The sequence below is a fragment of the Litoreibacter ponti genome (assembly GCF_003054285.1).
GTDB classification, from domain to species: Bacteria; Pseudomonadota; Alphaproteobacteria; order Rhodobacterales; family Rhodobacteraceae; genus Litoreibacter; species Litoreibacter ponti.
This window is the reverse complement of record NZ_QBKS01000001.1, coordinates 1,584,806-1,598,943: the sequence shown is the minus strand read 5'-3', so window position 1 is coordinate 1,598,943 and position 14,138 is coordinate 1,584,806. Positions and strand designations below refer to the sequence as shown.

The window sequence follows — 14,138 nt, the reverse complement described above, 5'->3', positions numbered from 1 at the left end:
CTCAACATGGCGCCCACCGGCCCGCTGGGGGCCGCGCGCTGGCGGATCGAGATTCTGTCCGGCCTGACCGTCGCGCTGGCTCTGGTGCCCGAGGCGGTGGCCTTTGCGTTTGTCGCGGGCGTGCACCCGCTGGTGGGGCTCTATGCGGCCTTCATCGTGGGGCTGATCACCGCCTGCATCGGCGGGCGTCCGGGCATGATCTCGGGCGCGACCGGCGCGCTGGCCGTGGTGATGGTATCGCTCGTGGCGCAGCACGGGGTCGAATACCTGTTTGCGACCGTGATCCTGATGGGCCTCATGCAGATCGCGGCGGGCGTGTTCAAGTTGGGCAAGTTCATCCGTCTGGTGCCGCACCCGGTGATGCTGGGCTTCGTCAATGGCCTCGCCATTGTTATTTTCCTGGCGCAATTAAGCCAGTTCCAGATCCCCGGTACGGCCGAGGCGGGCGGCGGCCACGGCATGGCGAGCGGCGAGTGGATGACCGGCATGCCACTGGCGATCATGCTGGTGCTGACCGTGCTGACCATGGCCATTATCTGGGCCACGCCCAAGATCACTTCTGCCGTGCCGGCGCCTTTGGCGGGGATCGGGATCGTCGCGATCCTCGTGATTGCGTTCGGCATCGATGTGCCGCGCGTGGGCGATCTGGCCTCTATCTCGGGCGGGCTGCCGCCGTTCCACATCCCGTTCAGCTTCGGGGCCGAGGGCGGCACGGGGCTCTATGGCGACATGCTTGCGCCGTTCAATCTGGAGACGCTCTGGATCATCGCGCCCTACGCGCTGATCCTGGCCGCCATTGGCCTGATCGAGAGCCTTTTGACGCTCAACCTCGTGGGCGAGATCGTCAACAAGCGCGGCGGTGCGTCTCAGGAATGCGTGGCCCAAGGTGTGGCCAACACCGTAACGGGTTTCTTCGGCGGCATGGGCGGCTGCGCCATGATCGGCCAGTCGATGATCAACGTGAAATCCGGCGGCCGCACCCGGATCGCAGGTATCGCCGCGGCGCTGTTCCTGCTGGCCTTCATCCTGGTGGCCTCGCCCCTGATCGAGCAGATTCCGCTGGCCGCGCTCGTGGGCGTTATGTTCATGGTGGTGATCGGCACCTTCGCGTGGAACTCGTTCAATATCATGCGTAAAGTGCCGCGCATCGACGCTTTCGTGATCGTGCTGGTGACCATCACGACCGTGATGTACGACCTCGCGATTGCGGTGGTGGTCGGCGTGATCGTCTCGGCGCTCGCCTATGCCTGGCAAAATGCCACTCGCATTCACGCCAAGACCTATGACACGCCGGAGGGCGCGAAGGTCTACCAGGTGCAAGGTCCGCTGTTCTTCGGCTCTGCCGAAGGGTTCGCCGAGCTCTTCACCCCGCGCGAGGATCCGTCGCTGGTGGTGATCGACTTCGCCGACAGCCGGGTGGCGGATCAGTCCGCGCTGCAGGCCATCGAGGCGATTGCCGCGAAATATGAAAGCGAAGGCAAAACCGTCCAGCTGCGTCACCTGTCGCGTGACTGCCACGACCTTCTGACCAAGGCGGGCCAGCTGATGATCGACAGTGACGACGATCCCGATTACGCGATTGCGGTGGATTACTCGGTCAAGACCGGCGTGATGGCGGGTGGCCACTAGGCGCGCAAAATTTTTGGGAAAAATTTTGGCCAAAACTCTTTGTAAGAGTTTTGCGCCCGGCCCGAAAGCTGCGCGCGGTGGTATAAGACAAGGTTAACGCCACTGCGGTAGAACCCCGCCCATCGAATTCGGTACATAGCTTGTGGACACAGGGGCGCTTCCCGCGCCCGATCCGTCTCCGCGCATGCGTATGAACAGGATATCGGGGGTGACGCCCCGATCTGGCCCCACATCCCGGCGGGCCCGCCTTTTCAGCTTTCGATGTGACAGCGCACCTTTCCAGTCAGAGACGCTTGATCCCTGCCGAGCTTGCTGTCGCGCGGGTCGCGGGCTCTGTGGTCGAAGGATGCGCGGCGTGTGGCAGGCTCATGTCTCGCCGGGGCGGGTCAGGCTGAAGACGTCTTTCACATAGGTGTAGTCCTTGTACCCAAGCCGCGCGAGCGGCTGGTAGCGGGTCACATCGAATCTTCCGTCCACAAGGCAGTCGTCGCGCAGATGCACGCCGGTGACCTCGCCGAAGACGGCGAAGTTCGCCTCGCCCGGCAGCTGCACGATCTGGGTCAGTTTGCATTCCAGATTGGCCGGCGCGCCCACCACGCGGGAACACGCGATGGTGTCGCACTCCGCACGCCCGATCTCGGCCTTGTCGAACTCGTCGACCTCCCGCGCCCACGGGCCGGAGGTCACGTTCATCACGTCGCGCATCGCGTACTCCACCACATTCACGCAGAACACGCCGGTGTCGCGGATGTTGGCGACGCTGTCCTTGGTGTCGCCACGGTCATCCTTGGCCGAGGTCGAGGCGAACATCACCTGCGGCGGCACATAGGCCACCGCATTGAAGAAGGAGTAGGGCGCAAGGTTCTCGGACCCGTCCGCGCCACGGGTGGAAATCCAGCCGATGGGGCGCGGCGAGATCACCGCGTTGAACGGGTTGTGGGGCAGGCCGTGGCCGTCTTCGGGGCGGTAGAACATAAGCGGGGCTCCATCTGTGGTTGCCCAAGGGGTAGCGCCATGTAGGATGCGCGGAAAGGGCAAAATCGGGCGCGTGGGCAATGGAGTTGAGGCGGGAGCAGCCGCAGGATTGGTGGGAGGTCGAGGCGCTCTATGACCTGACCTTTGCGCCGGGCCGCACGGCACTGTCGTCCTACCGTCTGCGCGAAGGGCCCCCCGTGGCCGAGCTGTCACTGGTCGCGCGCGATGCGGACGGCATCCTTGGCGGCGCGATCCGGTATTGGCCGGTGTCGGTCGGCGGCGCGCCAACCCTGTTGCTCGGCCCCGTCGCGGTGCACCCGACGCGGCAGGGCGAAGGTCTGGGCGGAGCGCTGATCCGCGATAGCCTGGCCCGCGCGCGCGAGCTCGATTGGGCGCGGGTGCTTTTGGTGGGTGATGCGCCTTATTACGGAAAATTCGGCTTTTCCCGGCAGGACGGCGTGACGATGCCAGCCCCAACGAACCCCGCGCGGGTGCTTGGTCTGGCGCTTCAATCAGACGCTTGGAATGGAGTTTCGGGGAAAGTCGTGAAAAAAAATATTTATTGAATTCAGCGGGTTGCATAGAAAACTCTTGAGCCCACATCTTTATTTTCATCGGCTCCGGGAACGCTTTTCAAGCTTGTGCGGTTTCCTCGTCATACCTGCCACGACGGCAGGCCAGAATTAGGATACATGAGGACCGATATGAAACATTTCTTCGCAACCACCGCCCTGATCGCCGCGCTGAGCGCCCCCGCTTTTGCTGACGGCCATGGCCAAGTCCAAGCCGCCCTGGAGCAAATGGGCTTTGAAGCCGATGCATCGAAACTGAGCGCGTCTGAGCGTGGCCAGCTTGAGCTGCTGCTGAACGGATCCGACATGAGCCCCGCCGCACGTCAGGGCCAGATCGAGCAGATCCTGACCGACGCAGGGGCAATGTCTGCTCCGACCGCGGGCGACACGTCGATGTTGCAGGCCCAGCTCGACCAGATGGGTATCGCGGCAGACGCTTCCACGTTGACCGGTGCGCAGGTTGCACAGTTGGAGCTGATCTTGAACGGCTCGAACGCCAGCCCGGCCGCGAAGCAGGGCCGTGTCGAACTGATCTTTGAAGGCGACAACGCGATTTCGCTGTCGTCGAACAACGGTCGCATGGCGGTTGACATGTCGATGAACTCCCTGCGCAACCAGGTGTCGAACACGCTTGAAGGTTCTGGCGTTGACTGCGACGTCTATGCATTGTCCGACGAACAAGTGACCCAGCTATACGTGGCCGTGACCTCTTCGATGTCGTCGGGTGACGCGATCCAGGCGGCACGTTCGGCCTGCATGTAGTACGCGAATAAGCCATGACATTCGGCCGCTTCCCATATTTGGGGAGCGGCCTTTTTTATTTGTGTGACCATTTCGGCGCGAAACCCCGGGAAAATATTGATAAATGCGTCCGCCGCCGCCATCTAGATAGGGCGAAGGAGTGACCTTATGAGCGAGACCATTCTGCCCCCACCGATCAAGGCCGACCCGCCTGTCGAGGCCCAGATCGCGGCTTTGGCGCGCAGGTATCGCGGGGCGCGCGGGCTTGGGCTTCGCCTGATGGGCACGCTGGGGGCGCAGGCGGAAACCCTGCTGGACCGTCTGCCTCATTCGGCGCGCAGCGGGCTTGATGCCGCGACGATGCGCGCGCTGGAGTTGAGCTTTTCGGCCGCGCATGCCTCGCGCGGCACGGTCCCCGATACCGGACAATGGCTGACCCGGGCTTTGACTGCGGGCACCGGGGCGGCGGGCGGTTTTGGCGGTTTGCCATCGGCTCTGGCAGAGCTGCCGCTGACCACAACGGTGATGTTGCGCGCGATCCAGGGAATTGCGGCGGAACACGGGTTCGACCCGTCCCACGATGACACCCGCGCGGAATGCCTGCAGGTCTTCGCCTCGGCCGGGCCGCTCGAGGAGGACGACGGCACCGACCTGAGCTTTCTGACCCTGCGCATGACGGTCAGTGGGACAACCATGCAGGCGCTGCTCAAGCAGGTGGCCCCCAAACTGGCGTTGGTTCTGGGGCAGAAGCTGGCCGCGCAGACGGTGCCGGTTCTTGGTGCGGTGACCGGCGCTGCGATCAATTACACCTTCACCAGCTACTATCAGGAAATGGCCCATGTGAGCTTCGGTCTGCGCAAGCTGGCCGAGGAAACCGGGACCGATCGCGCGCAGCTCATCGCCGAATTTCGCACGCAAGTCTCAAAGCGCGCTTAACCATGATCGAATTGTTAACTATTTGTTAAGCCTCTTGCGCTCTGATGGAAGTTGCCGGGACATGCCAGCAGCATCCCCTACCCTCCCGGCGAGGATAGTGAGTTTTCCCCTACGGCGTTTTTCCCTGACGCTCACTAACAGCCCGTCTCGGTGATCTCTTCCGCCGGGGCGGGTTTCTCTTTGGGACCGCGCGCTCGCGCGATCACATCCGCCCCGTCAGCCAATCCATCACCGCTGGACGCACCGATTGCGCGCCGGACACCCGCGCGTCGTCGATCACCTGTTTCGCCTCCGCCAGGTCGACGCGGCGCAGCAGGCTCTTGACAGGCCCGATGGAGGCCGGGCGCATCGACAGCGACCGCATCCCCATAGCGGTGAAGCACAGCGCCTCGACCGGGCGGCCGGCATCTTCGCCGCAGAAACTGACCGGCACGCCTACATCGTCACAGCGCCCGACGATCTGCTCAAGGAAGGTCAGGAAGGACACGTTGAGCGTGTCATAGCGCTTGCGCACGCGCTCGTTCTCGCGGTCGGCGGCGAAGAAGAACTGCTTGAGATCATTGCCGCCGATAGAGATGAAATCCGCCATCTCGAAGAACTGCCGCGGGGCGAAGGCCAGCGACGGGGTCTCGAGCATCGCACCGACGGAGACGTCGGCGGGCAGGACATGGCCCAGCTTGTCCTCGCGCTCCAGCTCGTCGAGCAGGTGCTGGCGGGCATCGCGGAACTCGTCGAATTGCGCCACGAAAGGGAACATCACTTTCAGGGGCCGCCCGGCGGCCGCCCGGATCAGCGCCTGCAGCTGCATGCGCATCACGCCCTTTTTGTCGAGCGCCACGCGGATCGCGCGCCAGCCCAAGGCCGGATTCGGCTCTTCGGTGCGCTTCATGTAGGGCAGCACCTTGTCCGACCCGATATCAAGCGTGCGGAACACTACCGGTTTGCCCTTGGCCGCATCCATGACGGAGCCGTAGATCGCCGCCAATTCAGAGCGGCGCGGCACCCGGGATCGGGTCAGAAACTGCAGCTCGGTGCGAAACAAGCCGACCCCGTCGGCGCCGGAGCTTTCCAGCGAGGGCAGGTCAGCCATGAGCCCCGCATTCATGTGCAACGATATGGTCTCGCCGCACAGCGTGCAGGCGGGCTTGTCGCGGATCGAGGCGTAGCGCTCCTGCGCCTTGGTCTGCATCGCCATCTTGTCGCGGAAGGCGGCGGTGACGGTTTCGTCGGGGCGCAGATGCACCACCCCCTGATCGCCGTCGACCATGATGTGATCGCCATTGAGCGCCTCGGTCAGGATGCGCTTGGCGTTGATTACCAGCGGGATCGCCCAGGCGCGCGCAACGATGGCCGCGTGCGACCCGACGGAGCCTTCCTCCAGCACGATGCCGCGCAGCTTCTTGCCGTAATCCAGCAGCTCGCCGGGGCCGATATTCTTGGCCACCAGAATGGGTTTCTCCGGCATCTCGGCCCCGGTATCGCGGCCTTGGCCAGTGAGCAGTCGCAGCAGGCGGTTCGACAGGTCATCGAGATCATGCAGCCGCTCGCGCAGATACGGGTCGGGGACCTGTTCCATGCGCGCGCGGGTGGCGGATTGTTCTTTCTCGACCGCAGCCGCCGCGGACAGGCCCAGCGAGATGTCTTCCTCCATCCGCCGCACCCAGGAGCGGGAGTTGGCAAACATCCGGTACGCCTCGAGCACCTTGACCTGTTCCTTGTCCGCGCCGCGGCCCATGGCGCCGAGCATCTCGTCGACAGAGCTGCGCAGCGTGTCCATTGCCTCTTGCAGGCGCACCAGCTCGGCATGGGGGTCGTCTGCGATCGGGTTGGTGACGACGACGCGCGGCTCGTGCAGGAAGACGTGGCCCTCGGCGGCCCCTTCCTGCGCCGTCCCGCCGCGAAACAGGGCCTGCTGAGTGTGGCGCGCGCCCATGGCCGCGCCTTCGCCCTGGAACGCGCCCAGCTCGGCCATCTCTGCGATGACCATGGCGACGACTTCCAGCGCGTAGACCTCGTCTTCGGTGTAGGTGCGCGCGTCCTTGGATTGCACGACCAGCACGCCCAGCGTTTCACCCAGCCGCTGGATCGGCAGGCCGAGGAAGCTCGAAAAGATCTCCTCGCCCGTCTCCGGCATGAAGCGGAAGCCGCGGGCCTGCGGGGCGTCGGGGGTGTTGACCGGGGTCCTGGTGCGCGCGACGCGGCCCACAAGGCCCTCGCCGATGCGCATGCGGGTCTGGTGCACGGCCTCCTTGTTCAGGCCCTCGGTCGCGCACAGCTCTAGCGTCTCGGGGTCGCGGAACAGGTAGATTGAGCACACATCCGTGCCCATGCTTTCGGCAATGATCGAGGTGATGCGGTCAAGCCGTTCCTGCCCTGCGCCCTCTTGGGCCAAGGTATCCCGCAGCCGCCCCAGCAGCTTGCGGCTTTCGCTTTCCGATCTCTCGGGCAAATCCTTCGCCCCTCTCCCGTAGTCTCTTCCCCAAGCTATAGGCGGGATTGGCGGCGAAGGGGAGGGGGGAGTTGGTGCGAGGACCGACCCAGTCGGCCGAAACCCGCACGACTTGTGCAACGGCCAAATCGCTGTAAGGTAAGAGGGTCGCAATTACGCGGTGTGAAACGTCGAAGTATTTGAAATATGAATTTTGTTCCGGATCGGACGGACGATCCAATCAAGCTGCACATCCAACCCTTGGGCAGGATAGACCCGTTGGCGCCGCAGTTCGGACCCGACGCCAAACAGTCGGTGCCGGAAGGCCTGGTGCCGTACCTGTTTGAAGGCGACGCAGAGGGGGCCGCGTATCTGGTCCTTGATGGCGCGCATCTGAAAGGTGGGCTGCAAGAGCTGTTGGCGAATTCGGGCCTCGCGCATGCGTGCCTGCTGTCTGGCAAGGCGCAGGAAGAACAGTCGCTGACCGCGCCCTGGATCGTGCGCCTTGAGCGGGAAAACCGCTTCACCCGCGATGTGTTCACCCACGACCCACAGAAGGCCGCACCCTGGCATCTTTGGCGTCACGCGCCGGGGCTGCTGCTGCGCAGCCCGGCTGATCTGGACACGCTCCGGCGGCATTTCCGCAAGTTTCTGCGGATCGCGGATGCCGAAGGGAAGGCGTATTTTCTGCGCTTCTGGGAATGTGGGCCCTTGCTGGAATATCTGCGCCGGGCGGATCGTCCAAGCGAGATTGCCCGGATGTGGCTGCGTACCGCCACGGGCCATCCCATCGAGCTGATCCTGCCGATCAGCGGCTATTGCTACCACTGCACCGCGAACGGCCGCGAGAGCACCGGGGCGCCGCGTGGGACCCTGCAGTTGAGCGATCACGATGTATCGGCGCTTTATGATGGCACGTTACGAGCGCGGGCCTCGCGGATTTTGTACCGGATGGAGCGGTTCAACCCGGATGTGTTCGCGGATCTCGACCGCGAGGCGCTCATCATTCAGGCGATCGCGACGATCAAGCGGATGATCGGCTACCGCATCACCAGCGGCATTGAACTGGACCGCGCGGTCCGGCTTGAGGTGCTGCTGCGCATGCCTTTGGAGGCTTGGGACAAGAGCGGGAGGCTTCTTGCGATCCTCGGCTCGGATCTGCGCGAAAGCCGCAAGATGGATTTGGTGGAGGCCCATGTAGATGAGGTCTTTGCCGAGCCCATCGGCGCGTAGGAGGGGGGCAGGCCATGGAAACCTACACTGTTCAACCCGGCGACAGCCTGAGCGCCATTGCGCGCGAGGCGGGCGTTAGCCTGACCGATATGCTTAATGCAAACCCCGGCGTCACGGATCCCAGCCGCATCCGCGTGGGCCAAGAGCTGAACATGCCCGACGGATCGGCAGAGATGCCTGCGGCGGATGGCGGCGCGGACGACGCCTATACGGAGGCCGCGTGCAATTGCGAAGGGCCGGTATTCCTGCATTTCGACGGCTTCACGATGCGCCTCTACGAGGTCGATCCGAAGCTCAAGCCCGACCTCGATGCGGCCGCCGCCGGGGGCTATACCAGCTTTCTGAACTGGGTGAACGCGAACAAGGCGTCCGCGGATGTCCCGCTTCGGCTGTCGGAGGACGCGATGGCGGGCAAGATCAACTACAACTCCAGACGTCACGAGCACCTGTCCAATTTCGGTCCGACACCCCACGGGCTGTGGAAGCTGGACTTCACCCATTGGCGCGCGAGCGACCCGGACCCCAATGACGGACGGGTCGAGAACAATTCGCGCGGCAAGTTCACCCATCACAACCAAAACCTTGCGGACCGCGACCGGGTGGCCGTGAACAACTGGAATGTCGACATGGATTTCGGCTCCGGTGGGTGGGCGATTGCGCCGCTGAGCCTGCCCACTGGGATCGGCGGGCGCAGCGGCTTCGTGTTCCATGAGGACGCCAACGCGAACGGCTCTGCCGGCTGCCTGATCGTGGGATACCGCAAAATCCTGCCGTTTTACGACATTATCTTCCCGACGGTGACGATGGGCTTTGATACGGTCTACGTTTTGGTGGAGAATTACGACGAGGGGCGGCAGCGCCCCAACTGGACCCGTCACGGAACATCGGTGGACGAATGACCCGCACAACATGCCTTGCTTTGCTGCTTCTCGCAGGCCCCGCGCTCGCCAATGGTGACGGTCCGGACCTGAGCGCGCTCTACGCGGATGCCACCCTGGACCAGCCGATCTGCTACGCCGCAGAGGCTGAGCCCGATGGGGCGGAGCGGACCGTGACGCAATTGCAGCTGTCGCTGGTGCCTTATGGCGAAAGCTACAATGGCACCGCCAATGACAACGGCTTCGCCTTTACGCTGGATCTTGGCCTGTCCGGCACCCCGGATGAGATGCGCATCTACGGATGCTGCGATCAGGCGGGGTATTGCGGCACGGGGGAGGCCTGCGCGGATCAGCCGGTATTCCTGCGCATGGCAGAGGAGGGGCTGGAGGTTGACCTGTCGGCCTATCCCAAACGCGGCCCGTCCGCCACGCTGACGCCCGAGGCGGAGCGCCCCACAATCGGCGCGCAGGACGCGCGGTTCATGCTGGCGCCGGCGGCCTGTCCCAAGCCGTGATTGTCTGAATTCAGGTCAGGCCGCCTTGTCCAGCTCGAACGCGTCGTGGAGGGCCTGAACGGCAAGCTCCATATACTTGCGGTCGATCAGCACCGAGATCTTGATCTCGGAGGTGGTGATCACCTTGATGTTGATGCCCTCGGCCTGAAGGGCCTTGAACATCTGCGCGGCGACGCCCGCGTGGCTGCGCATGCCGATGCCAACGACCGAGACTTTGGCAACATCGGTGTCGGCCACCAGGTCGTGGTAGTTGATCTCACCCGACGCCTTGGCATCGGCCATCGCCTTCTCTGCGCGCACGACCTCGCTGACCGGGCAGGAGAAGGTCATGTCGGTGCGACCTTCCTCGGAGATGTTCTGCACGATCATGTCCACGTTGACGCCCGCCTCGGAGAGAGGGCCGAAGATGGCGGCGGCGATGCCGGGGCGGTCGGCCACCGAGATCAGCGTCATCTTTGCCTCGTCGCGCGAGTAGGCGACGCCTGAAACCACATTGCTTTCCACGATATCCTCCTCGTCGCAGACAAGAGTGCCCGCGTTGTCACTCATTTCCTCGAAGCTCGACAGCACCCGCAGGCGCACCTTGTAGCGCATCGCCAGCTCGACCGAGCGGGTCTGCAGCACCTTGGCGCCCAGAGAGGCCAACTCGAGCATCTCTTCGAACGCGATCTTTTCGAGCTTGCGCGCCTTGTCCTCGATCCGCGGGTCGGTGGTGTAGACCCCGTCCACGTCGGTGTAGATGTCGCAGCGTTCCGCCTCGAACGCGGCGGCGAAGGCCACGGCGGTTGTGTCGGACCCGCCCCGGCCCAGCGTCGTGATGCGGCCCTCGGGCGAGATGCCCTGGAAGCCCGCAACGACGGCGACCTTCATGCCCTCGGCAAATTTGGCGTCGAGATTGTCGGTCGGGATCTCTTCGATCCGCGCCGCGCCATGGGCGGAAGTGGTCTTCAGCGGCACCTGCCAGCCCTGCCAGCTGCGCGCGGGCACATCCATTTCCTGCAAGGTCAGCGCCATCAGCCCGGCGGTGACATTCTCGCCCGACGAGACGATGGCGTCATACTCGCGCGCGTCATAAAGCGGCGAGGTCTCGTTGACCCAGCCCACCAGCTCGTTGGTCTTGCCGGACATGGCGGAGACGATGACGATCACCTCGTAGCCTTTGGCCACCTCGACACCCACGCGCTTTGCGGCGCGGCGGATGCGATCGAGATTGGCCACCGAGGTGCCGCCAAATTTCATCACGAGACGGGGCATGCGAAAGGGTCCTTGCGAGTTCGCACGCCTCATACGGCCCGCCGCCGGGGAGGGCAAGGGCTCACGCCTCCGCGCGGACCTCCACGGCCAGGATCGTGGGCAGATGCCGGGCGATTTCGTGCCAGCTCTCGCCCTCATCGCGCGTGGCGAAGACAGAGCCGCTATTGGTGCCGAAATAGAGCCCTGCGGGCGTACGCGCATCGCCGGCCATTGCCTGACGCAGTACCGTGAAGAAGCAGGCCTCCTGCGGCAGGCCTGCGCGCTGCGCCTGCCAGCTGTCGCCGCCATCGGCAGACGTCCAGACGGCGCAGGCGGCATCGGGCGGGAAGCGCCCGGCGCTGTCGCCGTTGAGCGGCAGGGTCCAGATGCGCTGCGGATCGCGCGGGTGGACCCGGATCGGAAAGCCGAAGGTCGAGGGCAGCCCGTCGGTGATATCCTCCCAACTGCGCCCGCCATCGCCCGAGCGCCAGACCCCGTGGTGGTTTTGCTGGTAAAGCGTCTCGCCGCCGCCCGGCGCGCGCATCATGTTGTGCACGCAATGCCCGGTCTCACCGTCGCGGGGGGCTGCCGGGTGGTCATGGGCCACGCAGCTTTCGGCATTGGCGAGGCGGTTGCGCCGGGTCCAGGTGACACCGCCATCCTCGGTCGCAAAGACGCCCGCCGCGGAGATACCGATCCACAGCTTGTCTGGATCGTCCGGATCGGGGACGATCGTGTGCAGCACCAGGCCCGCCGCGCCGGGGTTCCAATCCTTGGCGGATGGGTGGTCCGTCAGGCCCTGCACCCGGCTCCATGTCGCGCCGCCATCGGTGCTTTTGAGAAGGCCCGCAGGCTTGGTGCCCGCATAGAGCACGCCGTGGGCGAAACTCAGCGACCAGACCTGATTGAAGTCGTCGCCGAAGGGCAGCGGCGCATCGGTCCATCCAATCATTTCCGCAAATTCGGGGTCGTTGGCGGCCCACTCGTCGGTTGTGCCTGTGGTGAGCCGGGTCAGCTGCCAGTTCGCGCCATTGTCGTCCGAGCGCCAGACGCCCGCACCTTCCCACTCGCTGCCGCCCGCAGCCCAGATCGCGCCCGTGTCCGGATCGCTTGCCATGTGGTTTATGGGCCAGCCGTTGCAATGCGGCCCCTCAATGCTCCACCCGTCGCGCGCCGCGTCGCCCCGCAGAATAAAGGCGCCCTTGGTCGTTCCCAAAAGCACGTCAATCGCCACGTCCCCCATCGCACTCTCTCCCGTCGTCTGGGCGGGAGTGTAGCACAACTTGCGCGCGATTTTGAGCTAGAACGGCATCTCCGTGCCATTCCACATCTCGAAACAACCGGTGGTGTCCATTGACAGCGCGTCAAAGCGGCTGATGAGACCGGTCGCGCTTTCCTCTTCCGAGATGTCCGCGTTGGAGCCGCCCATATCGGTGCGCACCCAGCCGGGGTGGTAGATGCCCACCGCGATGCCGTCCGGCTCCAGCGCAACGGCGAGGTTGCGGCCCAGGTTCAGCGCCGCGGCCTTGGAGGCGCGGTAGATCAGACCGTTGCCGCCCGCGCGCGCGCTCGATCCCATCTGCGAGGAGATGATCGCGATCTTGCCGCCGCGCGTGCGCAAGGCGGGCAGGGCGGCCTCGATCGTCAGGTAGACGCCGGTCACGTTCGTCGCAAAAGTTCGGGCCCAATCATCAGGCGCGTAGCCGTTCCCGATCTCGTGGCCCTTGTCGAGGTAGACGCCCGCGTTGCAGATCAGCAGGTCCAGCCCGTCGACCTGGCTCAAGGCGTTTTGCAAAGAGGCGGCGTCGGTCACGTCCGCGGCCACAAGATCGCCCTGCGGCTCACGCGCCGTGCCAGTCACCGTTTCGCCGCGCGCGCCCAGCTGTCTGTGCATCGCCGCGCCAATGCCGCGATTGGCCCCCGTGATAAAAATGTCCATGATTGTCCCCCTAATGGCCCATATCGGCCGGATTTTAGTTCGATTTTCGCCCGGTCGGACCGAAGGGCAGGGGCATCACTGGCACCCCGTCTTCGATCAGGGCCTTGGCCTCTTTCAGCTTCGCCTGGCCCCGGATCGGCCGTTCCGGCGCGCTGCCTTCGTGCATCGCGCGGGCCTCGGTCGCGAAGCGGTCGCCGACATCTTCCGAGTGCGCTTCGATCTTCGCCTGCAGCTCGCGCACGGCCTGTTCGGCGGGCGAGGCCGGGGCCGAGAGCGGACGGTCCTTTTCCGATGTGCGCACCTGCGGTGCCATGATCCGTTTGGTGACGTCTGCGCTGCCACAGATCGCACATTCCACCAGTCCGGCGACCTGCAGCTTCTCAAAGGCGGCCGCCGACTGGAACCAGCTGTCAAACTGGTGGTCCTTGGCGCAGCTGAGGGCGTAGCGGATCATGGGGCGCGCGGTCTCCTTGGCGGTTATGTGCTAGATGTATGAGCTGGCGTGGACTTGGCAAGAGTCACTCTCAGCCCTTCAGCAGGCTCGCATCGAAGTTCTTGATAATCTTGCGCAATTCCGGCTCGCGCACCAGCGATGCGGCCTTCTTGATCGTGAACCAGCGGCGCTTGCGTTCTTTGGCCTCCGGCCAGTCCTTGTGCACTTTCTGCACCTTCACCGGAAAGACCGAGACCGCGCAAGGCAGGTCCTCTTCGCGCGCGCCCATGAGCTTGGTGTAGGAATAGAGCCCAAGGCAGATATTGTAGGTCTTGCCCTCGACGCCGCCTTCCTCGAACGCTTCGGTCGCGGCGGCCTCGGCTGGGGTCATCCGCGCCATCGGCCAGCCCTTGGGAATGATCCAGCGCTTCGAGGTCCGGCTGGTGATCAAAAGCACCTGGGTGCGCCCCTCGTTCACACGGAAGCAGAGCGCGCCGAATTGCGTGCGCACATCCCGCTTGCGCGAGCCCTCCAAACGGAAGGCGGGGTGTTTCATTTTGATCAAAGACATGACCTGCTCCTGACGCTGTCAGATTGCGCCTTAACCCTTAATTTACCGTAAATTC

14 protein-coding genes are annotated in these 14,138 nt (G+C 64.4%); 7 read left to right on the top strand and 7 right to left on the bottom strand.

Translation table 11 applies throughout. The annotated features are described in order from the left end of the window. The first annotated feature begins 6 nt into the window (after positions 1 to 6). A complete protein-coding gene (locus C8N43_RS08050; protein ID WP_245913016.1) occupies positions 7 to 1,629 on the top strand; it encodes a SulP family inorganic anion transporter in 1,623 nt (540 codons plus the stop codon). Between the two features lie 366 nt (positions 1,630 to 1,995). Here C8N43_RS08050 and C8N43_RS08045 read toward each other — a convergent pair whose 3' ends face one another. After that, complete coding sequence (locus C8N43_RS08045; protein WP_107845102.1) at positions 1,996 to 2,604, bottom strand: flavin reductase family protein; 609 nt, start codon at positions 2,602 to 2,604, stop codon at positions 1,996 to 1,998. 80 nt (positions 2,605 to 2,684) lie between these two features. On the opposite strand from C8N43_RS08045, the gene C8N43_RS08040 reads away from it, so the two are divergent. The 3 genes from C8N43_RS08040 (at position 2,685) to C8N43_RS08030 (ending at position 4,853) form a co-directional block, all read left to right on the top strand. After that, positions 2,685 to 3,170, top strand: a complete 486-nt coding sequence (locus C8N43_RS08040) for a GNAT family N-acetyltransferase (protein ID WP_107845101.1) — start codon at positions 2,685 to 2,687, stop codon at positions 3,168 to 3,170. 138 nt (positions 3,171 to 3,308) lie between these two features. Continuing rightward, the gene (locus tag C8N43_RS08035) at positions 3,309 to 3,938 is read left to right on the top strand and encodes a hypothetical protein (RefSeq protein WP_107845100.1); all 630 of its coding nucleotides are present in this window, start codon (positions 3,309 to 3,311) and stop codon (positions 3,936 to 3,938) included. 147 nt (positions 3,939 to 4,085) lie between these two features. Next, positions 4,086 to 4,853 (top strand): EcsC family protein, encoded by a 768-nt coding sequence (locus C8N43_RS08030; RefSeq protein ID WP_107845099.1) that lies wholly within the window; start codon positions 4,086 to 4,088, stop codon positions 4,851 to 4,853. 202 nt (positions 4,854 to 5,055) lie between these two features. Here C8N43_RS08030 and ptsP read toward each other — a convergent pair whose 3' ends face one another. Beyond that, positions 5,056 to 7,302 carry a phosphoenolpyruvate--protein phosphotransferase gene (ptsP, locus tag C8N43_RS08025; RefSeq protein ID WP_107845098.1) on the bottom strand — a complete coding sequence of 749 codons (2,247 nt, stop codon included), beginning with the start codon at positions 7,300 to 7,302 and terminating at the stop codon, positions 5,056 to 5,058. Between the two features lie 186 nt (positions 7,303 to 7,488). On the opposite strand from ptsP, the gene C8N43_RS08020 reads away from it, so the two are divergent. Genes C8N43_RS08020 through C8N43_RS08010 form a run of 3 tightly spaced genes read left to right on the top strand, consistent with a single transcriptional unit; the run spans position 7,489 to position 9,907 of the window. Beyond that, the gene (locus C8N43_RS08020; RefSeq protein WP_107845097.1) at positions 7,489 to 8,514 is read left to right on the top strand and encodes a DUF4123 domain-containing protein; all 1,026 of its coding nucleotides are present in this window, start codon (positions 7,489 to 7,491) and stop codon (positions 8,512 to 8,514) included. A gap of 14 nt (positions 8,515 to 8,528) precedes the next feature. Then, on the top strand, positions 8,529 to 9,413 hold the full coding sequence (locus C8N43_RS08015) for a LysM peptidoglycan-binding domain-containing protein (RefSeq protein WP_107845096.1): 885 nt from the start codon (positions 8,529 to 8,531) through the stop codon (positions 9,411 to 9,413). Next, a complete protein-coding gene (locus C8N43_RS08010) occupies positions 9,410 to 9,907 on the top strand; it encodes a hypothetical protein (protein ID WP_107845095.1) in 498 nt (165 codons plus the stop codon). The genes C8N43_RS08015 and C8N43_RS08010 overlap by 4 nt, the downstream gene beginning before the upstream one ends. A gap of 15 nt (positions 9,908 to 9,922) precedes the next feature. Here C8N43_RS08010 and C8N43_RS08005 read toward each other — a convergent pair whose 3' ends face one another. From C8N43_RS08005 to C8N43_RS07985, 5 genes are all read right to left on the bottom strand, one after another. Continuing rightward, a complete protein-coding gene (locus tag C8N43_RS08005) occupies positions 9,923 to 11,161 on the bottom strand; it encodes an aspartate kinase (protein ID WP_107845094.1) in 1,239 nt (412 codons plus the stop codon). A gap of 61 nt (positions 11,162 to 11,222) precedes the next feature. Next, complete coding sequence (locus C8N43_RS08000; protein ID WP_107845093.1) at positions 11,223 to 12,383, bottom strand: WD40/YVTN/BNR-like repeat-containing protein; 1,161 nt, start codon at positions 12,381 to 12,383, stop codon at positions 11,223 to 11,225. A gap of 57 nt (positions 12,384 to 12,440) precedes the next feature. After that, positions 12,441 to 13,079: an SDR family NAD(P)-dependent oxidoreductase gene (locus tag C8N43_RS07995; RefSeq protein WP_107845092.1), complete on the bottom strand. Its 639-nt coding sequence runs from the start codon at positions 13,077 to 13,079 to the stop codon at positions 12,441 to 12,443. A 34-nt stretch (positions 13,080 to 13,113) separates the two neighbouring features. Next, positions 13,114 to 13,533, bottom strand: coding sequence for a DUF1178 family protein (locus tag C8N43_RS07990; RefSeq protein WP_107845091.1), 420 nt, complete (start codon positions 13,531 to 13,533; stop codon positions 13,114 to 13,116). A 70-nt stretch (positions 13,534 to 13,603) separates the two neighbouring features. Then, positions 13,604 to 14,083, bottom strand: a complete 480-nt coding sequence (locus C8N43_RS07985; protein ID WP_107845090.1) for an NUDIX hydrolase — start codon at positions 14,081 to 14,083, stop codon at positions 13,604 to 13,606. Positions 14,084 to 14,138: the final 55 nt, after the last annotated feature.